At 37.1% G+C, this 24,202-nt stretch carries 24 protein-coding genes; 20 read left to right on the top strand and 4 right to left on the bottom strand.

Translation table 11 applies throughout. From position 1 onward, the window contains the following. Positions 1–132: 132 nt before the first annotated feature. A complete protein-coding gene (locus tag FI644_RS25425) occupies positions 133–522 on the bottom strand; it encodes a DUF7147 family protein (protein WP_142108954.1) in 390 nt (129 codons plus the stop codon). Positions 523–744: 222 nt separating this feature from the next. Here FI644_RS25425 and FI644_RS25420 point away from each other — a divergent pair, with 222 nt between their 5' ends. The 3 genes from FI644_RS25420 to coaD all read left to right on the top strand — a co-directional run bounded on the left by FI644_RS25420 (position 745) and on the right by coaD (position 3,540). Beyond that, positions 745–2,163 carry a stalk domain-containing protein gene (locus tag FI644_RS25420; RefSeq protein ID WP_142108953.1) on the top strand — a complete coding sequence of 473 codons (1,419 nt, stop codon included), beginning with the start codon at positions 745–747 and terminating at the stop codon, positions 2,161–2,163. Between the two features lie 293 nt (positions 2,164–2,456). Continuing rightward, complete coding sequence (gene rsmD / locus FI644_RS25415) at positions 2,457–3,011, top strand: 16S rRNA (guanine(966)-N(2))-methyltransferase RsmD (RefSeq protein ID WP_053475482.1); 555 nt, start codon at positions 2,457–2,459, stop codon at positions 3,009–3,011. Positions 3,012–3,051: 40 nt separating this feature from the next. After that, positions 3,052–3,540 carry a pantetheine-phosphate adenylyltransferase gene (gene coaD / locus FI644_RS25410; RefSeq protein ID WP_053475483.1) on the top strand — a complete coding sequence of 163 codons (489 nt, stop codon included), beginning with the start codon at positions 3,052–3,054 and terminating at the stop codon, positions 3,538–3,540. A gap of 37 nt (positions 3,541–3,577) precedes the next feature. On the opposite strand, the gene spoVV is transcribed toward coaD, so the two are convergent. Further along, on the bottom strand, positions 3,578–4,795 hold the full coding sequence (gene spoVV, locus FI644_RS25405; RefSeq protein ID WP_053475484.1) for a dipicolinic acid transporter SpoVV: 1,218 nt from the start codon (positions 4,793–4,795) through the stop codon (positions 3,578–3,580). Positions 4,796–4,989: 194 nt separating this feature from the next. On the opposite strand from spoVV, the gene FI644_RS25400 reads away from it, so the two are divergent. Then, positions 4,990–5,790 carry a patatin-like phospholipase family protein gene (locus FI644_RS25400; RefSeq protein WP_053475485.1) on the top strand — a complete coding sequence of 267 codons (801 nt, stop codon included), beginning with the start codon at positions 4,990–4,992 and terminating at the stop codon, positions 5,788–5,790. Beyond that, on the top strand, positions 5,780–6,796 hold the full coding sequence (locus FI644_RS25395) for a SepM family pheromone-processing serine protease (protein WP_053475486.1): 1,017 nt from the start codon (positions 5,780–5,782) through the stop codon (positions 6,794–6,796). The genes FI644_RS25400 and FI644_RS25395 overlap by 11 nt, the downstream gene beginning before the upstream one ends. A gap of 14 nt (positions 6,797–6,810) precedes the next feature. Here FI644_RS25395 and FI644_RS25390 read toward each other — a convergent pair whose 3' ends face one another. Beyond that, entirely contained in the window at positions 6,811–8,028 is a 1,218-nt protein-coding gene (locus FI644_RS25390; protein ID WP_053475487.1) for a nucleotidyltransferase, read from the bottom strand. 175 nt (positions 8,029–8,203) lie between these two features. On the opposite strand from FI644_RS25390, the gene FI644_RS25385 reads away from it, so the two are divergent. The 4 genes from FI644_RS25385 (at position 8,204) to FI644_RS25370 (ending at position 10,504) form a co-directional block, all read left to right on the top strand. Continuing rightward, the gene (locus FI644_RS25385; protein WP_053475555.1) at positions 8,204–8,728 is read left to right on the top strand and encodes a YceD family protein; all 525 of its coding nucleotides are present in this window, start codon (positions 8,204–8,206) and stop codon (positions 8,726–8,728) included. Between the two features lie 77 nt (positions 8,729–8,805). Further along, positions 8,806–8,979: a 50S ribosomal protein L32 gene (gene rpmF, locus FI644_RS25380; protein WP_053475556.1), complete on the top strand. Its 174-nt coding sequence runs from the start codon at positions 8,806–8,808 to the stop codon at positions 8,977–8,979. A 93-nt stretch (positions 8,980–9,072) separates the two neighbouring features. Beyond that, positions 9,073–9,828: an enoyl-CoA hydratase/isomerase family protein gene (locus tag FI644_RS25375; protein ID WP_053475557.1), complete on the top strand. Its 756-nt coding sequence runs from the start codon at positions 9,073–9,075 to the stop codon at positions 9,826–9,828. Between the two features lie 94 nt (positions 9,829–9,922). After that, on the top strand, positions 9,923–10,504 hold the full coding sequence (locus tag FI644_RS25370; protein WP_056684032.1) for an RsfA family transcriptional regulator: 582 nt from the start codon (positions 9,923–9,925) through the stop codon (positions 10,502–10,504). Between the two features lie 78 nt (positions 10,505–10,582). Here FI644_RS25370 and FI644_RS25365 read toward each other — a convergent pair whose 3' ends face one another. Further along, positions 10,583–11,053 carry an N-acetyltransferase gene (locus tag FI644_RS25365; protein ID WP_053475559.1) on the bottom strand — a complete coding sequence of 157 codons (471 nt, stop codon included), beginning with the start codon at positions 11,051–11,053 and terminating at the stop codon, positions 10,583–10,585. 327 nt (positions 11,054–11,380) lie between these two features. Here FI644_RS25365 and FI644_RS25360 point away from each other — a divergent pair, with 327 nt between their 5' ends. From FI644_RS25360 to FI644_RS25310, 11 genes are all read left to right on the top strand, one after another. After that, positions 11,381–12,724 carry an acetyl-CoA carboxylase biotin carboxylase subunit gene (locus FI644_RS25360; RefSeq protein ID WP_053475560.1) on the top strand — a complete coding sequence of 448 codons (1,344 nt, stop codon included), beginning with the start codon at positions 11,381–11,383 and terminating at the stop codon, positions 12,722–12,724. Between the two features lie 12 nt (positions 12,725–12,736). Beyond that, positions 12,737–12,949: a biotin/lipoyl-containing protein gene (locus FI644_RS25355; RefSeq protein ID WP_053475561.1), complete on the top strand. Its 213-nt coding sequence runs from the start codon at positions 12,737–12,739 to the stop codon at positions 12,947–12,949. Positions 12,950–12,991: 42 nt separating this feature from the next. Beyond that, a complete protein-coding gene (locus tag FI644_RS25350) occupies positions 12,992–14,533 on the top strand; it encodes an acyl-CoA carboxylase subunit beta (protein ID WP_053475562.1) in 1,542 nt (513 codons plus the stop codon). A gap of 135 nt (positions 14,534–14,668) precedes the next feature. Further along, on the top strand, positions 14,669–15,574 hold the full coding sequence (locus tag FI644_RS25345; protein WP_142108952.1) for a 2-dehydropantoate 2-reductase: 906 nt from the start codon (positions 14,669–14,671) through the stop codon (positions 15,572–15,574). 1 nt (position 15,575) lies between these two features. Next, positions 15,576–15,971, top strand: coding sequence for a DUF3397 domain-containing protein (locus FI644_RS25340; protein WP_053475564.1), 396 nt, complete (start codon positions 15,576–15,578; stop codon positions 15,969–15,971). A gap of 147 nt (positions 15,972–16,118) precedes the next feature. Continuing rightward, positions 16,119–17,786: a bacillithiol biosynthesis cysteine-adding enzyme BshC gene (bshC, locus tag FI644_RS25335; RefSeq protein ID WP_231690049.1), complete on the top strand. Its 1,668-nt coding sequence runs from the start codon at positions 16,119–16,121 to the stop codon at positions 17,784–17,786. A gap of 265 nt (positions 17,787–18,051) precedes the next feature. Then, the gene (gene mraZ / locus FI644_RS25330) at positions 18,052–18,483 is read left to right on the top strand and encodes a division/cell wall cluster transcriptional repressor MraZ (RefSeq protein ID WP_053475565.1); all 432 of its coding nucleotides are present in this window, start codon (positions 18,052–18,054) and stop codon (positions 18,481–18,483) included. Between the two features lie 32 nt (positions 18,484–18,515). After that, positions 18,516–19,448: a 16S rRNA (cytosine(1402)-N(4))-methyltransferase RsmH gene (gene rsmH, locus FI644_RS25325; RefSeq protein WP_053475566.1), complete on the top strand. Its 933-nt coding sequence runs from the start codon at positions 18,516–18,518 to the stop codon at positions 19,446–19,448. A gap of 36 nt (positions 19,449–19,484) precedes the next feature. After that, complete coding sequence (gene ftsL, locus FI644_RS25320; RefSeq protein WP_053475567.1) at positions 19,485–19,850, top strand: cell division protein FtsL; 366 nt, start codon at positions 19,485–19,487, stop codon at positions 19,848–19,850. After that, positions 19,850–22,102, top strand: coding sequence for a penicillin-binding protein (locus FI644_RS25315; RefSeq protein ID WP_053475568.1), 2,253 nt, complete (start codon positions 19,850–19,852; stop codon positions 22,100–22,102). Before ftsL ends, FI644_RS25315 begins: the two co-directional genes overlap by 1 nt. A 67-nt stretch (positions 22,103–22,169) precedes the next feature. Next, complete coding sequence (locus FI644_RS25310) at positions 22,170–24,086, top strand: stage V sporulation protein D (RefSeq protein ID WP_053475569.1); 1,917 nt, start codon at positions 22,170–22,172, stop codon at positions 24,084–24,086. Positions 24,087–24,202 lie beyond the last annotated feature (116 nt).

The following is a 24,202-nucleotide window of genomic DNA, read 5'->3' as shown; positions in this document are numbered from 1 at the left end:
AGCTTTTTTAGTAGGTCGTCTTCTTTACTCTTCGAGGTCTCAAGCCAAGCCTCCTATAAAGGTAAAGAACACCTTGCAGTGAATTTTTGCTTGTGCTTGTCAGTGGTGAGTAAGCAAGGAGCCTGCTCTTTCTCATTGGAGTGGCGGAATATAGTGATTTAATCGGAGGATTCCGATGACATACTGGTAAAATAGTTCTTTTTCAGCAAAACTTGTATAGGGTTTGATGTCGAGTTGGATCACTGTCTTTTGCAATTCTTCTGCAGCCTCCGCAAAGAGATCAAAACGCTTGTTTGGTGTAACATTTGGATTAGGGATTCCCTCTCTGCAAATATACAATGGCTGAAAGTTGCCGGGATTTGTTGGATTTAAGACAACGACAAGGGAAGTCACCTTTTTATTGTTAATAGAAGTATGAAAAGCCATCATATGGCTGAGCCGAGATAGATTGGATTTTGCGATCTCAATTAATTCATATATATCAGAATAGCCCTCACCAATTTCAATAAACCGTTGTATCAAATTAATTTTCCTCCTCTGAATCGAAAAAAGTAGTTTTCCTCCTACTCTATCACTTTCTACTTGAAATTTGAAGCATTATTAGTTGAGTGGCAATAGAATAAATTGTGATCTTCCTACGACAAAATGAAACGAATTTTGCTAATTTGTTTCAAATTTTGTGTGACTGATGTCGAAGGATTTGATATTGTAAATGTAAAGGAAATATAGGTAAGGGGAATACCAATGTGGAGAACAGCTAGTTTATTATTTGTAGCTCTGACAACAGCCATTGGAGGTATGTTGTCCATGCAGTGGAAAGCATACTCAAAGCAAGAAAGCCAAATAGATCATAATGAAACAGTAACACAAGAGCTTACTGTACAATCTAGTGAAAAAGACCTGCGTATTTCACAGCGTATTACTGGTCTTACAAAAGAAAAAGAATATAAAGTTATCATTCCAAATGAACTTTTTCATTGGACATGTATAAAAGACAACGGAGATGTATGTGAATCTAAGGATGAAAATCCACAGACATTTTTACCAGATCAGAATACACTCATATTTCAATACACGATTCCGATTCAAAAAGAAGATGCTTCCTTTTTTCTAAGCGAATGGACAGCAAGAATTTCGCAAGTTACGGTAAGAACGACAGATTTAGAGATCATTGATACATACAGAAAAAAAGGTACTTGGATTGCAGGAGCACCTTTAAAGGGATTAAAGGAAATGGATTTAATTGATTATTATTTATTTAAAGGTGTTGGAGATGCACCATCCTTGTATTGGGAGCCAACGTCCCTTCATAAAATTCAGAGAAATAATATTACTTATTATAGTGAACAATCGGTTAAGAAGAATCGTTTTCAATTTGATGAAATAGCAAACTTAAAAGGGTTTCCTAATTTATCTGTCGTTTTAACTGATCAGTCTGTTGAGAAAAGCGGCAATGGATTAATAATTACTTCTCCAGCCATTAAAGATGAAGATTTAAAGTGGAAGCTCGTTTACGATTACTATGAAACAAAATTTAAAGGTAATTCTGAGGAAGATAAATGGTTATTGGATGTCTTTACTTCTTATACAGTGAAACGAGAGTCTGGATTTGAGAAAAGCAGGGCCATTCTTGAAGAGTTAAATAAAATGTTGTCTGATGAAGAGTTGACTTATTTATTCAATCGTGTGAACAATGAAACAGCTGAGATAACTGCTGAAAAGCTAGATGATTTCATCTATGATTTAAAGGGGCGGAATACCCGATTTTTTACCAAAAATAAAAATGAATCAGTTGAATTTGTTCCATTTTATTATTGTGACCCACGAAGTTTGATAATAAATGAAAAGGAACAGGAGGATGATATTGAAGCGATTTATAAAGAAAATAAAATTCTTTATCCATTTATAGATACGATAAAAGGATTGGGATTTGAGGTTACAATGCTTCCAGATCATGAGGCAATACTAGTAATTAAGGATAAAAACAGTTATCGTTTTTACTTGAATCGTAATATTTTTATTTATAATGAAGAAGATTATGGATTATTGGAAAATCCACTAACAAATTTAAATGGAAAATATTATATTAGTAAACAATGGCTGCAGCAGTTATTTAAAGTTTCGATTGATGAAGGTGAAGAGGCCATTACGATATCTATGTAAAAAAAGAAAACCCTGCAGAAATTTCTGCAGGGTCCTTCTATATCCTATACTAGGATAGAAGGCAAAGGGAGAGGAGAAACCGGAGGAAGAACTTATGGGGAAACGTAAGTCTTCTCCGCGGTTGGCAACAACATCCTCGAATAGATGCTGTTACTCACATTATTTCCATAATGAAAACGTATATACACGAGAATCAGATATTTTTCATATCGTTCAAATGTTTTCTATTTAAATCATTTGTGATAGGATAGGAAGGAAAAAATGATTAATGGAATGATGTGTGTGGTGATAAGATGCGTGTAATCTCAGGGACCCGTAAAGGGAAATTTTTAAAAGCTGTACCTGGCAGTTCAACTAGACCAACGACAGATAAAGTAAAAGAAGCAATTTTTAATATCATTGGTCCATACTTTGACGGTGGAGTAGGACTTGATCTATTCGCTGGAAGCGGTGGACTAGGAATAGAGGCTCTAAGCAGGGGTGCAGAGAAAGTTATTTTTGTGGATAGGGATGGGAAGGCGATTCAGACTATTCACGAGAATGTGAAAATTTGTGAACTCGATGATTCTGCTGAAATCTTTCGAAATGATGCTGAGAGGGCTCTTAAGGCTGTAATAAAAAGGGAACTTAGCTTCCAATTTATTTTTTTGGATCCACCCTACAAAAAACAACAGCTTTTAAAGCTTCTTGAGTGGATTGATAGAGAGCAGCTCCTAGTTCCAAATGGTACGATTATATGTGAGCATGGTTCAGATATTCATCTTCCAGAAACCGTTGGGAATTTAGGGGTTCGCAAACATGAAAAGTATGGAATCATTGCGATTACTATTTATGAATTAACTAAATGATAAGTTAAGCGACAGGATTATATATATGAGGGGGATTTTTATGGGGGCTATCGCTGTTTGCCCTGGAAGCTTTGATCCGATTACATATGGTCATTTGGATATTATTAAAAGAGGGGCTAAGGTTTTTGATCAACTTTATGTAGTTGTGTTAAATAACTCTGCTAAACATCCGCTTTTCTCCGTTAATGAAAGAATAGAATTAATAAAGGAAGTCACAAAAGATATTCCAAATGTCAAAGTTGATTCTTTTCAAGGGCTGCTTGTTGATTATGCAAAAAGCGTAAATGCGAGCGCAATCATCCGTGGGCTTCGAGCTGTGTCGGATTTTGAATATGAAATGCAGATCACATCGATGAACCGTGTATTAAATGATGAAATTGAAACATTCTTTATTATGACAAATAATCAGTATTCCTTTTTAAGCTCGAGTATCGTAAAGGAAGTTGCGAAGTATAATGGAAAAATATCAGAGCTTGTTCCTTATTCGGTCGAAATTGCTCTAAAAGAAAAATTTGAAGGAAAACGCTAACGAGCACATTATGTGCTCGTTCGTCATTGAAAAAGCTTTAAGAATGGATCCGAAATCTTTTTGCCAGAAGTAAGACATAAATAGCTAATGCAATAATAGTAATGATCGGTCCCGTTTCAACAATTAATGTGTACCATTTTTGCATCCAGGAGCCTTCTTCAAAGATACCGACTGGTATAGCATTTGATGGCTGCTCTTTATTGTAGAAACGTTCAAATAAGGGGTTCCACAGGATGGCTGCATAAAATGCTGCAAAAAAGCCGTGAAAGATTCGTGCGATAAAAAAAGGCTTGAAATCAATATCTGTTTGTGCGAGTATGCTTGCAACCTGTGCTTGAACACTAAAGCCGCTAAAAGCCAAGATAAAGCTTGTAATAACAGCCTGCTGCATGAATGTAGCTTGCTGAACCTGACTGGTCATTTGGCTTCCAAGGGTAATTTCAAATATTCCTGAAATAAAAGGAATGCTTAACTCAACTGGCAAATGAAGTGCAGATAATATATACTCTAAAGCTTTAGCTAGAAGGCCAGTTATACCGACGTGGAAAAGGAGTTTATTTAAAACTGAAAAAAGGATGATGAATCCTCCAATCATTAGTAATGTTTTTATTGAAGACATGACTGCATCTCCAAGAAGCTTGCCGATCGGCCGGTTATCATTAATTCTTGTTCGATGAAGTGCTGAAAAAGCTGCTCTTAAGGATGGCTTTCTTTTTTTCTCTTTTTTTGTTTCTTCCTGTTTCCTGCCGTAAAATCTCATAAGAAGGCCAACGGAGAAATTTCCAAGATAATGAGCGATTGCGAGAATAATACCGAGCTGAGCGTTATGAAAAAAACCAACAGATACTGCGCCAAAAATAAACAGCGGATTTGAACAGTTTGTAAAAGAAACGAGGCGTTCGGCTTCAATTTTTGTCAACTGGCCTTCTTGTCTAAGTCTTGCTGTTAATTTTGCTCCAGCGGGATAGCCGCTAGCCATGCCCATCGCCCATGCAAAGCCGCCAACTCCTGGAACTCTAAATAATGGCCTCATAAGTGGTTCCAGAAGAACGCCAATAAATTTCACAACCCCAAAACCAATAAGCATTTCGGATACAATGAAAAATGGCAAAAGCGAGGGGAATACAATTTCCCACCACATATTAAGCCCTCTTATGGAAGCATCTACAGACTCTTGAGGAAATGAGATGAGCGAAATTGCCATCAAAGTAACAGTTAATGCAAGGATGATTGTTTTTAATTTAGAACGAAACACATGCAGAGCCTCCCTCAAAAGGTGAACTTACAATGAAAATAGATTTTAAGATAAAATGCTACTATAATATAAACGAAATATAGAATTAGCCTGTCATACTTGTCCTCATATAAATCAATATACTCATAGAATGAAAAAAAAGACCATAAGATTGAACATGGTCATTGATTTGTATATATAAAGGGGGTATTCTTTTGTGTCGGCCGAAGATTGGCTTGGCTTTAGGCTCAGGTGGTGCGAGGGGATTTGCCCACTTGGGGGCAATTAAAGTACTTAAGGAAGAAGGAATCCCCATTGATTTAATTGCTGGCAGCAGTATGGGTGCGATGGTTGGCTGTTTTTATGGTGCTGGTTTGGATATTGATCGTTTATATAAATTATCGAAAGCCTTTAAAAGAAAATATTATCTGGACTTTACAATCCCTCGAATGGGGTTTATTGCAGGAACAAAGGTTAAAGAACTGATTCGTATTTTCACTCACGGAAAAATGCTTGAACAGCTGGATATTCCTGTTCAAGTGGTAGCCACAGATCTAATGACAGGTGAAAAGGTTATATTTGATAAAGGACCAATTGCCGATGCGGTACGAGCAAGTATCTCTATTCCAGGAATTTTCGTTCCGGAGAAATTAAATGGACGTCTATTAGTAGATGGAGCAGTGGTTGACAGGGTTCCTGTTTCCGTCGTGAAGGATATGGGTGCTGATATTGTCATTGCAATAGATGTATCCCAAGTGAAAACCAATACTGAAATCACATCGATATATGACGTCATTATGCAAAGTCTTGATATCATGCAGATGGAATTAGTCACTTATAGAGCAGTAGATTCTGATATAATGATTCGTCCGAGTGTTGAAATGTATAGTTCAAGAGCTTTTACAAATATTGATGAAATTATCCTTATTGGGGAACAAGAAACAAGGAAGCAAATAAGTTCAATAAAAAAAATAATTAAAGAGTGGAAGGGGCTTAAAGACGTAAATGAGAAATAAATACTTTATACGTTCCTTTATTATCGCAGCAATTATTGTCCTAATAAGTTCATTTTATTACCTTCCCTTCTACGTTTCAAAGCCTGGAATGGCCAAGGAGCTTGAGCCGATTATTGAAGTCGAGAATGGGTTTGATGAACAAGGAAGTTTTATGTTAACTACTGTAAGGATGGGAAGAGCAAACATTTATTCATACGCAATTGCAAAGCTTAGTAAGTATCAGGAAATCTTCCCGATAAAGGCTATTCGAAATGAAAATGAGACAGATAAAGAATATAATGTACGTCAGCTTCATTTAATGGCGACATCGAAATTAGCAGCAATTGAGACTGCATATAAGAAAGCAGGTATTCCTATTGATTATGACTATAATGGTGTTTTTGTACTAAATGTGATGCCGGGGATGCCTGCAGAAGGAAAACTAGAAGCAGGTGATCGGATTTTTAAAGTTGACGGGAATGAGTTCGAGTCTTCAGAGCAGTTTATACAATATGTATCAGGGAAAAGTGTGGGGGATGAAGTAACTTTTGCAATTGACCGGTATGAAGAGATCCAAGAGGTAAAACTCCCTTTAGAGCGATTGAAAGAGACAGGGAAAGTAGGAGTGGGCATTTCACTAGTCGATGATAAGGACATCGTCGTTGATCCAACGGTAACAATTAATAGCGAGGATATCGGCGGACCTTCAGCTGGTTTCATGTTTTCATTGGAAATCTATAATCAATTAACAGAAGAGGATTTAACGAGAGGATATCCAATAGCAGGTACTGGTACGATTGATTTGAATGGTAATATTGGCCCAATAGGAGGAATTGAACAAAAAATTATCGCGGCAGATAAAGCGGGTGCTGAAATCTTTTTTGCGCCGAATGAAAAAGGTGCTTCCGACTCCAACTATAGAGCAGCTGTAAAAACAGCAAAAGATATAAAAACTAAAATGAAAATTATTCCTGTGGATACCTTTGATGAGGCAATATCATATCTTAAGAATTTAAAAGCAAAATAGCGGCATGATGTCCGCTATTTTGCAACTATGATTGGCGGCTGCTTGAATTCTGTTTCAAGCAGTTTTTTTTGACTGGAGCCAGATGCACCCATAGCGTAAATTCTAGACGCCTTAATATCCAGTAAAAGCTGTCTGTTCTTAGCAGCAGAAACTTTGGAGATCATTGGAAGAGCAAAGTCTGTTTTATATTTATTTAAATATTCTCTCCCAGTAGTTGTCATACCTAAGAGCCTTAGGTATGAGGCTTTATCTTCCTTCATAAGCATTTCTTTTTTAGTTGTATTCGTAAGGATATGGACACAAGTCCGTTGCAGTCTTGTCCACGTATACCGTTTTGTTTTAAGCTTTTCCATAAATTGAAGGAAGCTTTCAGATTCCAGTGCGGAGGATAGGATTCGATTCTCTAGTCCTTCTTCTACTTCATAGATATTTTTTAGCTGTTCAGGTGTCATTTGGATAAGACGAAACTTTAAATAGGGCCAGTAAAGCTCCCAGTCATGGAAAAGCCCGTATTGCTCCTTATATTCAAGGAGCCCTCCATATGTTGTCTCAGGTACGTATTGACGTATTGACTGGAGTTGTCCATCTACTGAGAAAAGAGCCTTCCTGATGCTTGTGGCACTTGCAATCGTTTCAGATGCAAAGTGTGGATCATGGTAATTTGCATTTTTTCTTGTAACAGTGAAAATTTTTATAGATGCTTGCATTGCATTCGCTGCTTTTATGTATTGGTAGCCTAAGATATTATTAGGCTTTGACAAATCAATTAAATCATTGGCCGGAGAAAGTGTATGATAGGCTAATGATGTCGCTTTCGGGTAGCTGTTTCCTTTTTCTAAAAAATATTTTACTTGCTGTTGGTAAGTCTCATTATGTTGCTTCAAAAATGTTTCAGTTTTATTAAAGCTATCCATACTGCCTGATTCGCTTCCGAAACAAAGGGACTGGCATCCTGCAGCTTCAAGAATGGAAACAGCACCGCTTGCAAATGTATTTGCCTGCTGGGTAGCAAACACATAAGGAAGTTCAAATACAATATCAACGCCAGCATTCAAAGCCATTTCAGTCCTTTTCCATTTCGATACAATTGCAGGCTCTCCTCGCTGAAGAAAGTTCCCGCTCATAACAGCGATAACAACATCAGCGTTTGCTGTTTTTCTTGCCTCTTCAATATGAAAGGCATGTCCATTATGAAATGGATTATATTCCACAATTACACCAACAGCATTCATATTAATTTCTCCTTTCCATTTCGTTTAAAAGTGGGAAATCATGAGAAAACTAAGCAAATAAGCTAAAAATAGGTTATAATTAGCTGATAATGCTCACATTATACTGTAAAGAAAAAATATTGACAAATAATTATATGACAGCTATAATTACCTTTGTTGCCTTGGGGTGATTCGTATGAAATGGACTTTAAGTCAGTTACAAAAACATCGAAGCAAGGATTTTCCGTTTGATGAAATTGTCAATGTAGATGAGATCAAAACCATTGATCCAACGATCAGGGATGCTTCATCAATGCATATAACGGGTCGAGCAGATATTGACTCTGCTAAGGTGACTTTTCATTTAAAAATTAACGGTCACTTAATACTTCCTTGTTCTCGTACTTTAGTTGACGTAAAATTCCCAATTAATGTGGAAACAACAGAAACTTTCCTCTTAAAGGATCTGGACTATGAAACCGAAGAGGAGGTTCATCGGGTAAAGGGGGAAGTGATTGACCTAATGCCGGTCATTCATGAGATCTTAATACTTGAGGTTCCCATGCAAGTGTTCTGCACCGATAGCAGTGAAGAAGGAGCTCCACAATCCGGAAAGGATTGGGAGGTTATTCAAGAGCGAGACAAAGAGGAAAGAATTGATCCTCGTCTTGCGGGACTTGCTCAATTTTTTGATCAAAATGATCCTTCTTCTGACTCATAAGAGCGGAAGAAAACAAGTAACTATTTGAAGAATCCAGCATGATCTGGCCTTCATAACTTTTTAAGGAGGTGGGAAGAATGGCTGTACCTTTTAGAAGAACTTCTAAAACTGCAAAGAGAAAACGTCGTACCCATTTTAAATTACAGGTACCTGGTATGGTATCATGCCCAAACTGTGGTGAAATGAAACTTGCTCACCGCGTATGTAAAGCTTGCGGAACATACAAAGGAAAAGAAGTTGTTAATAACTAATTTCCAACTGACATAAAAAGCACAAGAACATAATGTTCTTGTGCTTTTGTCGTTTTGTTATTATATACATAAAATCAGGTAAGGGAGATTTTCATGAAACCATATGTGTTAGAAGTACATGAGAACGGATTGGCAGTCTTTACAATTAATAGACCTGAGAAGAGAAATGCCATAAATTATGAAGTAATGGATGGGCTAGGAGAAGCACTGAAAGTGGCAGTGGAGGATCGAATTAAAGCGTTAGTTATAACTGGTGCAGGTGACAGGGCATTTTGTTCAGGAGGAGATTTATCTTCCTTTCACCAATTAAAAACCGAAGATGAGGCATTTGAGATGTTAGACCGAATGTCTGAGCTACTAGTTCGACTGTTTTTCTTACCAAAACCAACTGTCGCACTGCTGAATGGTATTGCTGTTGGAGGAGGCTGTGAACTTGCTTCTGCTTGTGACTTTCGGATTGCAAGGAAGGATGTCAAGGCTGGCTTTATTCAAGGGACACTCGCAATCACTACAGGCTGGGGCGGCGGAACCTTCCTTTCTGAAAGGCTGTCTCCTGCAAATGCAATGAAAATGCTAATGGAGGCTCGTTTGTATAGTAGTGATGAATTAAAAGAAATGGGCTTTTTCCAATCGTTATATACTGGTGATCCACTAGAAAGCTGCCAATCCTTTTTAAATAAAATGCTAGTACTAGAAGGGGATGTATTAAAATCTTATAAAAGGATGTTTATAAGAAAATGGACAGAAACAAGAGTGGAGGAAAGAGTGAAGCAGGAGGTCAGAAATTGTGCGATATTGTGGGAAGGGGAAGCTCATCATAAGCAAGTAGATAAATTTTTGAAAAAGTAAAAACAAAGATAATTGTGAAGTTTCAAACAGGATATCATTCTATCTTTTCTAGCATAAGCATATTATTAATAAAAAACACTAGGAGGATGAACTGATGTCATCAACTCGACAAGATGCATGGACTCATGATGAAGATTTGCTGCTTGCAGAAATTGTGCTCCGCCATATAAGAGAAGGAGGAACACAGCTGCAAGCATTTGAAAAAGTTGGCAAAGAACTAACAAGGACAGCTGCTGCATGCGGCTTTAGATGGAACTCATATGTTAGAAAACAATATAAATCTGGAATTGAACTTGCAAAAAGACAAAGAAAAGAAAGAAAACAAAATAATCAGACCTTAGAGGATAAACAGCAAGATACAGACCAGATTCTTGAAGCAGAGGTTGTCGCCTCTCAGGAAGAGAAGAAGGTGTGGGATTTTGAGGAATTAGTTACTTACTTAAAAGATTTATATGAAAAGGCTGAACAGTCAAGCTTGCAGGATGAAAATATTAAAACGAATGAAGAACGGATTCAAAACCTTGAAAAGCAATTGTATTACCTTGCTTCGGAAAATGAAAAATTACTAAAAGACTTAAACTCTATTCAAGCGGATTACAAAGCATTAATAAATATAATGGAAAGAGCGAGAAAGCTTGTTGAATTAAAAAATGAAGATCATGAGCAAAAAGTATAAAGGATAACTAAGAATGGTTTATAAATGAGAAAAGCGGACATATACATTGTCCGCTTTAATATTGACGCAAAGGTCTATCTAATGTAATTGCTCCTTAACGCCATCAGGGTACCAAACAAGTGGGTTTTCTCCGCGATCTCTTTCCATTTCATAAGCAACAGACGAGAAGCCCATTTTATCCCAAAAGTCTTTAGATTTGACTCTTGGATTTGTTTTAATAGGAAGCCCAAAGCTTTTTGCATATTCCACAAGTGCTTTCCCATACCCTTTATTTTGATAATCAGCAATCACCTCGAGCTTCCATAGCTCTAAATAATCTTGAGCAGGATCAAAGTAGCGGTCGAATTTTTTCTCTACTTGATAAAGGCTCATCCTAGCAACAAGTTTGTCCCCGAAATAAATCCCATAGAAAGGAGAAACGCTATCATCTTCAATAATGTTAGCTTCAAGGTCCTCAAACATTGAAAGTTCTTGTAAACCGTATTCTCTAAATTTCTTAAATTCTTCAAGAGTTTTGTAATTTACTTTTAATTTTTCAACCTTATACATCTTCGCTTTCCTCTCCTTCTTTGCAGCAATTGATGAATAAATTAATTATTTCTATTTAAGTTAAAATTTCGATGAAAATGTATCTTTCTATAATTCTTATTATATAACAAAGAAATAAAAAATTCTGCCCTTATATAGCTAGTTCCAATTAAAGTCTATAAAAAAATCGGAAGCGTTTTCAAAATTAGCAGGAAAAAGAGAAAAGATTGTAGAAATATATTGTATTATAGGAAGATTAAGAAAATAGTGATTAAAATGGGAATCTTTCTATGCTAAAAGTGTATATCACTTTTAAATGTAACATCAAAGATAGAAGGGGGATCTTGGGTGAAGAAAATACTAATTGCAAACAGGGGAGAAATCGCCTTACGGATTATGAATACTTGCCATCAAATGGGAATCGAAACAGTTGCAGTTTATTCTGATGCTGATTCAGATATGCCATTTGTCAAAGAGGCAACATATGCGTTTAATATTGGTGAACCTGCTGTAAATAAATCCTATTTACGATCTGAGATTATCCTTGAGCTTGCCAAGAATGAAGATGTCGATGGGATTCATCCTGGCTATGGCTTTCTTTCAGAAAATGCAGATTTTGCAAGGTCTGTCATGGAAGCGGGTATCATCTTTATTGGACCAGATCCAGATACCATAGATTTAATGGGAGATAAAATTGTTTCAAGAAAGACAATGTTGGATGCAGGTGTGGCAGTCGTACCAGGCAGTGAGGAAGGAACTTCAACACTTGAAGAAGCCGTAAGACTTGCAGAATCAATGGGTTACCCTGTCATGCTGAAAGCTAGTGGCGGAGGCGGCGGGATTGGAATGGTGCGCTGTGAAAATGAGCAAGCGCTCGCTAAGTCGTTTGGTTCAACAAAGGCTCGTGCAAAAGCATATTTCGGCTCTGAAGAGGTATTTGTAGAAAAGTATATAAATAATGCAAGACATGTGGAAGTTCAAGTATTTGGTGACAATTACGGAAATATTGTTCATTTATTTGAAAGAGATTGTTCCATTCAGAGAAGGCATCAAAAGGTTGTGGAAGAATCGCCTTCTCCATTTTTATCAGATTCAGCCAAGCAAAAAATGTATGATACGGCTATTAAAGCTGCCACAGCAGTAAATTATAGAAATGCTGGCACCATTGAGTTTATTGTTGATGAACAAGAGAATTTTTATTTTCTTGAGATGAACACAAGATTGCAGGTAGAGCATCCTGTAACAGAAGGGGTAACTGGCCTAGATCTGGTGAAATGGCAAATTCTTGTCGCACGAGGAGAGAAGCTTCCGCTTGCACAAACGGATATACAGCAAAAAGGGCATGCAATTGAGTTTCGTTTATATGCAGAAGATCCAAAAAGCTTCCTCCCATCACCAGGTATTATGGAAGAGTTTACATGGAAGGAATTTCAAGGAATACGAGTAGATGCGGGCTATGCATCAAGATCAACGGTTACTCCTTATTATGATCCAATGATTGCTAAATGTATTATTTATGGGGATACAAGAAAAGAGTCTCTTGAAAGAGCAGAGCAATTTTTCAAGGGTTTAACTATTAAAGGGATTAAAACAAACGCTCCATTATTTAAGGGAATTCTAAAAGATCCAGATTTCATCAATGGTAATTATTCCACAAGCTTTTTAACAAATAAAACATTAATTACAGAATAGGAGAAATAGATTATGAAAGAAATTACATCATCAATGGCTGGAACGGTTTTAAATATTATGGTTGGAGGCGGGGACGAGATCACTTCTGGTCAAGAGGTATTAATGATTGAATCTATGAAAATGGAAATTCCTATCGAGAGCCAAATAGAGGGGAAAGTATCTGAAGTGAAAGTGAATATTGGCGATTTTGTGAATGAAGGAGATGTGTTACTCGTTCTGGAGTAAAAATGATGATGATTAACTTATAAGGCAAGGAGGAGGATTGAAATGACGACAGTAAATACTTTGGTAGAAAAACTTAAGGGAAAAAACCGTGAAATTGAAGCGGGTGGGCATGCGAAGTATCATGAAAAATTGCAGGAACAAAATAAATTATTTGTTAGAAAACGGCTAGAACTCCTTTTTGATAATGGGATCTATGAAGAAGATGGGAAATTTGCGAATTGTGCTGAAAAGGATTTGCCAGCAGATGGAGTCGTTACAGCAATTGGCAAGATATACGGGCAAACTGTTTGTGTTATGGCGAATGATTCTACGGTGAAAGCAGGCTCATGGGGAGCACGAACGGTGGAGAAGATCATTCGTATTCAAGAAACAGCAGAAAAATTAAAGGTGCCCCTCCTTTATTTAGTTGATTCTGCTGGTGCAAGAATTACTGACCAACTGGAGATGTTTCCGAATCGACGCGGAGCAGGTCGTATTTTCTATAATCAGGTGAAGCTTTCAGGTATGATTCCGCAAATTTGCTTATTATTCGGTCCTTCTGCTGCTGGAGGAGCGTATATTCCGGCTTTTTGTGATATTGTGATTATGGTTGATAAAAATGCATCTATGTACCTTGGTTCACCAAGGATGGCAGAGAAAGTAATTGGTGAGAAAGTTACCCTTGAAGAAATGGGTGGAGCAAGAATGCATTGCTCTGTAAGCGGGTGTGGCGATATTCTAGCAGCGAATGAAGAAGAAGCGATTAAACTTGCGAAAACCTATCTTACATATTTTCCTGCGAATTTTAAAGAGATGCCTAAGAAAAATGATCCAATAGAACCAAAACAAGGGCGTGATTTAGAGGAAATCATTCCTAAAAATCAGAATGCTCCATTTGATATGTATGAGTGTATCGATGCATTAATAGATGAAGACAGTTTTTTTGAGATAAAGAAACTTTTTGCTGCTGAAATCATTACAGGTCTTGCGCGAATAGGCGGACGAACAGTAGGGATTATTGCTAATCAGCCTCGTGTAAAAGGCGGAGTTCTCTTTGTTGACTCTGCTGATAAAGCGGCGAAATTTATTCAGCTATGTGATGCATTCCATATTCCATTGCTATTTCTTGCTGATGTGCCAGGTTTTATGATCGGTACAAAAGTTGAAAAGGCTGGAATTATCCGTCATGGAGCAAAGCTAATCGCAGCAATGAGTTCTGCAACTGTTCCGAAAATATCAGTAATCGTTAGAAAAGCATATGGAGCAGGATTATATGCTATGGCAGGCCCTGCATTCGAACCAGATTGTTGTATTGCTTTGCCTACGGCACAAATTGCTGTAATGGGTCCTGAAGCGGCAGTAAATGCAGTTTATTCAAATAAAATCGAGAAAATAGAGGATCCGAAAGAAAAAATAACTTATATTCAAGAAAAACAGCGAGAATACAGTGAGCATATTGATATTTATAAACTAGCTTCTGAATTAATCGTTGATGATATTGTCTCTCCGTTTGATTTAAGAAATGTACTTATACAAAGATTCAATTTATATGAAACGAAGGAATTAACATTTAGTGTGCGTAAACATCCAGTGTATCCGGTATAATCCTTCTTGACTCCTTCCTCTTTCGATAGGAAGGAGTCTTTTTACTTTCATTAAAGGCTTTCTTTAACTTTCTTCCCATCATTTTTTAGTTTTCTGTTAAAATATGACTAAATACTTAATAAATATGAGGTAATTATGAAAATAGGGATTATTGGTGGAGGTTCTATTGGCCTGTTGCTTGCTCATTATTTAACGGAGCATCATGAAGTTCGCGTTTATGTCCGCTCAAAAAAGCAGATGGATAAAATGGCAGCAGAAGGTCTATTTTTTGAAAAGAAAAAAAAACTGATCAATGAAACGATTAATGTTTCATTGTTTTCAAGCTGGAGTGCTGAAGAAGAGCTAATAATTGTAGCGGTTAAGCAGTACCAACTCCCTTCAGTACTCGAAAAATTTAGAGAATCAAATAGATTGAAGAACTGTACATTGTTGTTTCTCCAAAATGGGATGGGACATTTGAAACTGCTGAATGAGCTAAATGCAAAAACAATTGCCGTTGGTACAACAGAGCATGGCGCAAATAAAATAAAAGACAATCATGTCATACATACAGGAGATGGCCTAATTAATTTATCGGTTTATCGAGGGAATAACGTATCTGAACTAGCAGAATTATTAGCAATGCCTATTCGGAACTTTCCATTTAAATTTCAAGAAGACTGGAACGAAATGCTGCTTCAAAAGCTGATTGTCAATGCAGTAATTAATCCTTTGACAGCTGTGTTAAATGTGAAAAATGGAATGCTCCTTAAAAATACTCATTTTAATTATTTATTCAAAGAATATTTTAAGGAACTGAGTACAATTTTGAATATTAGTAATAAGGAAAAAACCTTTCGTCATTTAGAAGATATTTGCAGAAAAACATCTGAAAACCGTTCATCTATGCTAAAGGATCTGGATGAACATCGTCCGACAGAGATTGATGCGATTCTCGGCTTTGTTCTTGAAATGGCAAAGGAAAAGCAGTTGGATGCTCCGTTTTCAGAAAACTACTACCATCTGATAAAGGGAAAGGAGTATGAAGGGGGGGAGAATTAGAATGGGGTCTATTTTTTCATCAATTATTGCTACCTTTGTAACAATTCCGCTATTAGGATATTTGCTAATCTTTATTATTTGTAAACAAATTACAAAAAAACATCGTCGCTCTGTACATATTGCATTAGATATCACAACATTATTATTTGTTTTTTCTGTTCATCATTTAATTTTAACGATATGGGAGCATAATTATTTTTGGATTATTATTTTATTTATGCTGATCATCGCCATTGTTTTTGTCCTTATTTTTTGGAAAGTCAAGAAGGAAATTGATTTCTCGCGTGTTTTCCGAGGCTATTGGCGATTTAATTTTCTTATATTTTTTATGGCATATATCGTTCTAACGATCATCGGACTTGTGCAAAGTGTGAATACATTTGTTGCTATGCAATAATATTTCTATTTTTTAGAAGCAGTGACTAGAGTACTTTACTTTAAAATCGTGCAAGACAAACTTTTTTCTTTTCATTACGGACAATGATATACTCTTATGGTAATAATGAGATATGAAAAACCTCCATTTGATTTAAGAGAGAATGGAATGAAAACTAATGATAAGAAAGGAAGTTCAAAAATGGAGATTCTAAATCTCTCATTACCGGCTACGAACCGGTTTGCAACTGAATATCTGGAACAGACACCAGAAATTCAGCGCTATTTTCATTATCGATTTAATGATCATTTAGAATATGAAAAAAGATTAACCGAAATACAGCAGCGTTCGTATATGAGGAATGAGCTTGCAGCACATATTGAAGAATACATGGATCAATTTCCTACATCGGAGAAGGTTAAAGTATCAATTGAGAAATTAAAGGAAGAAAATAGCACGGTTATTATTGGTGGTCAGCAGGCTGGGATATTAACTGGCCCTTTATATACGATACATAAAATTATTTCGATCATTGCTCTCGCTAAGCAGAAAGAAAGAGAATTAAATGTTCCGGTTGTCCCTGTGTTTTGGATAGCTGGTGAGGATCATGATTATCAAGAAGTGAACCATGTATTTGTTGAAAGAAACAACAAAATAGAAAAAAAGATTTATCCAGAAAAAGTGCTTGATAAAAGGATGGTTTCAGCTATTGATTTGAACCATGATCTTTGTTATCAATGGGTTGAAGGGATCATCAAATCATTTGGTGAAACTGCCTATACAAAGGACTTACTCCTTGTTTTTGAAAAGGCTATTCATGAATCAAAAACCTTTGTAGATTTTTTTGCATGGATTGTTATGCATCTATTTAAAGATTCCGGGTTATTGATCATTGACTCAGGTGATGAGAATATCCGCAAACTAGAAAAAGAATTCTTTATTAAGCAAATAAAAAATTGTAAGGAAATCACAAAAGAAGTAAAGGCACAGCAAAAGGTGCTTAAATCGAATGGATTCGAACATACGATTGACATAAGCGATCAAGCAGCAAATCTTTTTTATTATGATCGAGAAAATCATGAAAGGATATTGCTTGATTATGATGATGAAAACAACCTATTTATCGGTAGAGATGGCCAAATTCAATTGACAATTGAGCAGATGCTGGAATTAGCCGGTGAATTTCCGGAAAATCTCAGCAATAATGTTGTTACGAGACCATTAATGCAAGAGTGGATTTTTCCGACACTTTCCTTCATTGCTGGACCTGGTGAGATAGCCTACTGGGCAGAACTTAAACAGGCATTCGAATGGTTTGAGTTGAAAATGCCCCCGATTGTGCCGCGTCTAAACATCACACTATTGGATCGCTCAGTTGAAACAGATATGGATGAACTTGGATTGGATTTACGTGAAACATTAATAGTAGGTACGGAAAAGAAAAAAAGAGATTTCCTTCAAACTTTAAAAGATGAAAATCTTGATAAGCTATTTGAGAAAATGAAACAAGATTTGCTTCTTAATTATGGAAAGCTAGAGGCTTATGTAACAACGGAAAATAAAGGGCTGCTTCCATTACTTAATAAGAATCAAGGAAAAGTATTTGATCAAATCGTGTTTATGGAGAATAAATTGGAGCAGTCTGTACAAAAGAAATACGAAGTCGTTATTAATAAATTTGAGAGGGTAGAAAATGCCTTGTGGCCAGCAGGATCACCACAGGAGAGAACGCTAAACAGTTTTTTCTTTATTAATCAGCATGGACCCACTCTTATTAGCGACCTTCTTAATTGCAGTTTTATTTTTGATGGGACACATAAAATCATTCGGATTTAACTAAAAGATGGATCTTTTCTATAAACATAAAATAATAAATATCAACAAAAAAAGACTGCATCTCTTAATTGGTGCAGTCTTTTTTTGTTGAAGAGAAGAAGTGGAACAAACTACGTGCATTCTTTTGTAGGGAAAAGACGAACGGAAATATGGTGAAATTCTAAGATTTGAAAAGGGGATTTCAACTTTTAATAGAATATAAAAAATATGTGGAGGAAAGTGGGGGAATGTGGTACGCTTGAGTAAGAAAGTGGGGTTAGTGGGCATGTTCATGGGTGAATATCATCATAACGTTGATAGCAAAGGCCGTTTAATCGTGCCTGCCAAATTCCGTGACAATCTAGGAGAAGCCTTTATTTTGACTCGTGGCCTAGATCAATGCTTATTTGGCTACCCGAAAGATGAATGGACATTGTTAGAGGAAAAGCTTAAAGGATTGCCGCTAACGAAAAAGGATGCCAGAGCCTTCACTCGTTTTTTCTTTTCAGGTGCTACTGAATGTGAAATTGATAAACAAGGAAGAATAAATATTGCTTCCCCGCTCCAGCAATATGCAAAAATTGAGAAAGAATGTGTCGTATTAGGTGTTTCGAATCGTATTGAAATTTGGAGCAAGGGAATTTGGGAAGATTATTTCTCCGATTCAGAGGAATCTTTTTCCGAGATTGCAGAGAATATGATTGGGTTTGATATTTAATGGCCGAAAAGCCTCCAGAAAGGTGGACAACTATGTTTGAACATACAACAGTGTTATTAGAGGAAACGGTCGATGGTCTGAACATTCATCCTGACGGAACCTATGTGGATTGTACGCTAGGAGGAGCAGGGCATAGTGAATTGATTTTGTCTAAACTCTCAGATAAAGGCAAACTTTATGCTTTTGATCAGGATGATACAGCAATCGCGCATGCAAAAGAAAAGCTAGCTAAATATGGAGATCGAATAACAATTATTAAAAGTAATTTTCAGTATCTTCAAGAAGAGTTAGAACATCTAGGAGTTAAGCAGGTTGACGGAGTTTTATATGATTTAGGTGTCTCATCTCCGCAATTAGATACCCCTGAGCGAGGATTCAGTTATCATCATGATGCTCCTCTGGATATGAGGATGGATACGGAAGCAAAGTTTTCAGCCTTTGATGTTGTTAATCATTGGAGTTATTCAGATTTAGTGAAAATCTTCTTTAAATACGGAGAAGAAAAATTTTCGAAGCAAATTGCCAGGAAAATTGAGGCGGCAAGGGAAACAGCTCCGATTGAAACAACTGGTGAGCTTGTTGAACTTATAAAAGAAGCCATCCCAGCCCCTGCAAGAAGAAAGGGCGGACATCCGGCAAAGCGGGTTTTTCAGGCGATTCGAATTGCTGTTAATGATGAATTGGGAGTTTTTGAAAAGTCATTAGAGCAAGCAATTGACATACTTAAATCTAGTGGAAGAATTAGCGTAATTACCTTCCATTCGCTAGAGGATAGAATTTGTAAAGCTGCATTTAAAAAAGCAAGCGAGACACCTAATCTGCCACCAGGGCTGCCGGTTATTCCGGAAGAGTATAAGCCCATTTTAAAATTAATTACAAGAAAACCGACTCTTCCATCTGAAGAGGAGCTTCTGCATAATAATCGTGCAAGATCTGCAAAGCTGCGTGTCGCTGAGAAGCTATGAGATTTTTGAAAAACAAATTGAAACAGGAGGGAATTTATGGGTAACTTAGCGCGAAAGCTCCAACAAGAGCAACATCATGAGCAGCAGAAACAAATGGTAAAGGCACCAAAAAAAGTAAAGGTAAGAAGTCCATGGCTTTCTCCTGGCGAAAAGATTTTGGGAATTATTTTTACGGGGATTGTTTGTTTTGGAGCAGTTCACATCGTTTCTAATCAAGCGGATATATACGGAGTGAACAAAAATATCCAGGATACAAAAAAGATGATTCAAGAGCAGCAAAAAGTGAATGGTGATCTAGAAATGCAAGTCGGCGAGCTAAGTACATACGAACGTATTTGGTCAAAAGCAAAAGAATTAGGTCTTAAATTAAATGAAAATAATGTTAAGGTTGTGCAAGATTAATGATTAAAAAACAGCCGAATATTAATTTTGGAGCAGCGATATTATTTGTAATATTTGGTCTGCTCTTTTTTGTCTTACTGTATCGCTTTATTTCTATCCAGGTAACTGGGGAGGCCGGTGGAGAAACACTTGCGGTAAAAGCTCAGCAAAAGTATGAAAAGGAAAGAACAATTGAAGCGAAGCGTGGAACCATTTATGATCGAAATGGAGAAGTCATTGCAACCGATACAAACTCATATAAATTGATTGCGATTTTAGACAAGAGCATGACAACGAATAAAAAAAATCCAAAGCATGTAGTCAATCCGGATAAAACGGCAAGAGAGCTTGCAAAAGTAATTGATATGGAAGAGTCGGAGATTTATAGACTCTTAACGAAATTAAATGATGATGGTGAGCAGCCTTTCCAAGTAGAGTTTGGAAAAGCAGGAAGAGACTTATCCAATCAAAAGAAACGGGAAATTGAAGAGTTAAAACTACCGGGCATCACTTTTATTAAGGATACGAAACGATTCTATCCAAATGGAGTTTTTGCGTCCCATTTAGTCGGATATGTGGAGAAGAAGGAAAACGAAGATAATAAAACAGAAACAGTCGGCATGTTAGGACTTGAACAAAGCCTAAACGATGTCCTGACGGGGAAAAATGGAAAAGTTAATTATGAAAGTGATATTTGGGGATATTTATTAGCGGACAGCAAGGAAAAAGTAACACCTGCTGTTGATGGAAAGGAAATTTATTTAACACTCGATAAGAAAATCCAAACATTCCTTGAGGATTCAATGAGCAAAGTGAATGAAAAATACAAGCCTAAAAAGATGATTGCCATTGTTGCAGACCCGAAAACAGGGGAAATTCTTGCGATGTCACAAAGACCTTCTTTTCATCCGAAGACAAAGGAAGGAATTTCTGAGACATGGCATAACGAAGCAGTAGAGAACTCCTTTGAACCCGGCTCAACAATGAAAATTTTCACATTAGCTGCGGCAATTGAAGAAGGAGTCTTTAATCCGAATGATTTATATAAATCAGGCCGATATGCTGTAGATCCAAAATCGAGACCTGTCGGTGACCATAATAGAGGACAAGGTTGGGGAACAATATCGTACTATGAAGGTGTTCTTCGTTCATCAAACGTTGCCTTTGCAAAAATTGTAAAAGAAAAGCTAGGATATGAGAAGTTCAGAGAATATCTATCGAAATTTAAATTGGATCAACCTACTGGCATTGAATTGCCAAATGAGGCTGCAGGGAAAATTCAATATGAATGGCCACGGGATAAAGCAACAACAGGCTTCGGCCAAGCATCAACAATCACTCCAATTCAGCAGGTTCAAGCGGCAACAGCTGTCGCAAATGGTGGAAAGATGATGAAGCCCCATATCATTAGTAAAATTGTTGATCCAAATAAGAAAGATTCAGTAGAAAAAACAGAACCAGAAGTAGCGGGCAATCCAATTTCTGCTAAAACCGCAGATGAAGTAAGGAAAATATTGGAGGATGTTGTGTCCTCTCCAAAAGGGACTGGCTATAAACTATTTAATATTGAGGGCTATGAAGTTGCTGGAAAAACAGGTACAGCACAAATTCCGAAACCAGGAGGAGGATATTTAACTGGACGTCAAAATCTTTTCTTTTCTTTTTTAGGAATGGCTCCGACCGATGATCCAAAATTAATCGTGTATGTAGCAGTCGAGCAGCCGCAAATCGATATTCATACGAGTGGTGCTCAGCCAGTCGCAGATATATTTAAACCAGTTATGAAGAGCAGTCTCCAATATTTAAATATCGAGCCTAAAGAACAGGCGAAAGTTCAATACGAAATAATTCCAAGTGTGATTGGGGCATCTACTGAGGAAGCGAAAAATATACTTAGTAAGAAAGGTGTAAACCCAATTATAATGGGCAAGGGGAAAAAAGTTATCGATCAACTTCCTGCAAAAGATACGAAACTGATGGCAGGGGAGAATGTCGTTCTATTAACAGATAATGAGCAAACAATCCCTGATATGACAGGCTGGTCATTAAGGGACGTCATGAAGGTTGCTAAATTAGGCAATTTAGAGTTGAATTCAGTTGGCAATGGCTATGTTGTCAAGCAAAATCTAAAACCAGGATCAACATTTAAAGAAGGAGATTATTTAATTGTTGAATTGGAGCTTCCGAGTAAGAAATACATGAAGACAAAAGAAGAAGAAGTTGCCGGAGATGAAGCTGTTTCCGAAGAAGAAAGCGTTGAAGTTCAAGATTAAATATTCTATTCAAAAAGGTACAAGCATATATTGGAACGAGCCATAATCTAAGGAGGTTCGTTCTTGCATGCGTGTTTCCAATGTAACAGTAAGAAAACGGTTGATGATCGCATTAGTAGTTGGAATCCTTGTCTTCTTTATTATTGATTTACGTCTTGGGTATGTACAGTTTTTTCTAAGCACGACTCTAACTGATGGAGCGAAGGAGTTATGGAGCAGGAATATTCCTTTTGAGCCGGAAAGAGGAGAAATAGTGGATCGAAACGGGGTGCCTCTTGCAACAAATGTGAGTGCACCAACGATATATGTTGTACCAAGACAAGTAAAGGACTCAAAAGTTACAGCGGAGAAATTAGCATCCGTTCTAAATGCTTCTAAAGAAAAAATTCAAGCTGACATTACAAAGAGTGAAATGTACGTAAGGATATCTGGCGGAAGAAAAATCTCTCATGAGAAAGCAAAGGAAATCAGGGCATTAAATCTTGAAGGAGTCTATATTGGCGAAGATTCTAAACGCCATTATCCTTTCGGGGACTATTTATCACATGTGCTTGGCTTTGCGGGAATTGATAATCAAGGACTAATGGGACTAGAGCTATACTATGATAAAGAATTAAAGGGGAAAAAGGGATCTGTCCAGTTTTATGCGAATGCAAAGGGCGAGCGGATGAATGATATGGCGGATGATTATCAGCCGCCCGTCGATGGTTTAGATTTAAGACTTACAATAGATTCGAAGGTTCAGACCATTATGGAACGAGAATTAGATATTGCTGAAGCGACGTATAATCCAGATGGTATTATCGCTATCGCAATGAATCCTAACAACGGGGAAATTTTAGGGATGGCGAGCAGACCAGGTTTTGATCCTGCAAATTTCCGAAATGTTTCCTCAGATATTTTTAATCGGAATCTGCCAATTTGGAGTACGTATGAACCAGGGTCGACCTTCAAAATTATCACTTTAGCTGCCGCTTTGGAGGAAGGGAAGGTTGACTTAGATAAAGATCATTTTCATGATCCTGGCTATGTAAAAGTCGGTGGGGCACGCTTAAGATGCTGGAAGAAAGGCGGACACGGAAGTCAGTCATTTCTAGAAGTTGTCCAAAATTCCTGTAACCCAGGCTTCGTTGAACTTGGGGAACGTCTGGGAAAGGAAAAACTGTTTAAATATATTAAGGATTTTGGATTTGGAGAAAAAACAGGGATTGATCTACAAGGAGAAGGAACGGGAATCTTGTTTAATCTTGATCGGGTAGGTCCTGTAGAACAAGCAACAACTGCCTTTGGACAGGGGGTTTCTGTCACACCGATCCAGCAGGTAGCTGCCGTTTCTGCAGCAATAAATGGTGGTACCTTGTATACACCATATGTTGCAAAAGAACTGGTTGATCCTAAAACAGGGGAAATTGTGTTGAGGAAAACGCCTAACGCGAAACGAACAGTGATTTCCAAGGACACTTCAGATAAAATTCGGTACGCATTAGAAAGTGTTGTTGCTCAAGGAACGGGTGGAAATGCATTTATTGAAGGGTATCGAGTGGGCGGCAAGACAGGGACAGCACAAAAAGCGAAAGATGGAAAATACCTAGAAAATAATCATATTGTATCATTTATCGGATTTGCGCCTGCTGATGATCCTGAGCTTGTTGTATACGTAGCTGTTGATAATCCAAAAGGAACCATGCAATTTGGAGGGGTAGTTGCTGCTCCGATAGTAGGGAATATCATGAAGGATAGTTTAAGAGCGATGGGTGTTGAACCTAGAAAAGATCAAATAGAGAAAAAATATAAATGGCCTGATGTTCCGATGATTGAAGTGCCTGACTTAGTTGGAATAACAAAACAAGAATTAGGTGAATTATTTATCAATTTGAAAATAGATGCAAGCGGATCAGGGAATAAAGTAGTGAAACAGACGCCAGAAGCAGGCATAAAATTGAAAGAAGGCTCAACGATTCGACTATATTTTGATGAGGAATAAATTTATTAATGGGGCGGCGTCTATGCCGTCCGTATTTACACGCCTTTTTCCAGTTATAAACAAATAGCTAAAAAGATAGTTTTCATGTAAAATGAAAATCGCGATGATTGTGGGGT

It is taken from the genome of Cytobacillus solani, assembly GCF_006704205.1.
Lineage (GTDB): Bacteria > Bacillota > Bacilli > Bacillales > Cytobacillaceae > Cytobacillus > Cytobacillus solani.
The sequence above is the reverse complement of the archived record's forward strand: the minus strand, read 5'-3'. Positions and strand labels throughout refer to the sequence as shown.

Coding starts and splice junctions, on each gene's coding strand:
- FI644_RS25390 (WP_053475487.1), bottom strand. CDS start 8,028: ATGAATGCTGTTGGTGTAATTGTGGAATATAATCCATTTCATAATGGA.
- ftsL (WP_053475567.1), top strand. CDS start 19,485: ATGGGTAACTTAGCGCGAAAGCTCCAACAAGAGCAACATCATGAGCAG.
- FI644_RS25385 (WP_053475555.1), top strand. CDS start 8,204: ATGAAATGGACTTTAAGTCAGTTACAAAAACATCGAAGCAAGGATTTT.
- bshC (WP_231690049.1), top strand. CDS start 16,119: ATGAAAACTAATGATAAGAAAGGAAGTTCAAAAATGGAGATTCTAAAT.
- coaD (WP_053475483.1), top strand. CDS start 3,052: ATGGGGGCTATCGCTGTTTGCCCTGGAAGCTTTGATCCGATTACATAT.
- FI644_RS25365 (WP_053475559.1), bottom strand. CDS start 11,053: ATGTATAAGGTTGAAAAATTAAAAGTAAATTACAAAACTCTTGAAGAA.
- FI644_RS25315 (WP_053475568.1), top strand. CDS start 19,850: ATGATTAAAAAACAGCCGAATATTAATTTTGGAGCAGCGATATTATTT.
- FI644_RS25420 (WP_142108953.1), top strand. CDS start 745: ATGTGGAGAACAGCTAGTTTATTATTTGTAGCTCTGACAACAGCCATT.
- rpmF (WP_053475556.1), top strand. CDS start 8,806: ATGGCTGTACCTTTTAGAAGAACTTCTAAAACTGCAAAGAGAAAACGT.
- FI644_RS25395 (WP_053475486.1), top strand. CDS start 5,780: ATGAGAAATAAATACTTTATACGTTCCTTTATTATCGCAGCAATTATT.
- FI644_RS25340 (WP_053475564.1), top strand. CDS start 15,576: ATGGGGTCTATTTTTTCATCAATTATTGCTACCTTTGTAACAATTCCG.
- FI644_RS25350 (WP_053475562.1), top strand. CDS start 12,992: ATGACGACAGTAAATACTTTGGTAGAAAAACTTAAGGGAAAAAACCGT.
- rsmH (WP_053475566.1), top strand. CDS start 18,516: ATGTTTGAACATACAACAGTGTTATTAGAGGAAACGGTCGATGGTCTG.
- FI644_RS25375 (WP_053475557.1), top strand. CDS start 9,073: ATGAAACCATATGTGTTAGAAGTACATGAGAACGGATTGGCAGTCTTT.
- FI644_RS25310 (WP_053475569.1), top strand. CDS start 22,170: ATGCGTGTTTCCAATGTAACAGTAAGAAAACGGTTGATGATCGCATTA.
- FI644_RS25355 (WP_053475561.1), top strand. CDS start 12,737: ATGAAAGAAATTACATCATCAATGGCTGGAACGGTTTTAAATATTATG.
- mraZ (WP_053475565.1), top strand. CDS start 18,052: ATGTTCATGGGTGAATATCATCATAACGTTGATAGCAAAGGCCGTTTA.
- FI644_RS25370 (WP_056684032.1), top strand. CDS start 9,923: ATGTCATCAACTCGACAAGATGCATGGACTCATGATGAAGATTTGCTG.
- rsmD (WP_053475482.1), top strand. CDS start 2,457: ATGCGTGTAATCTCAGGGACCCGTAAAGGGAAATTTTTAAAAGCTGTA.
- FI644_RS25345 (WP_142108952.1), top strand. CDS start 14,669: ATGAAAATAGGGATTATTGGTGGAGGTTCTATTGGCCTGTTGCTTGCT.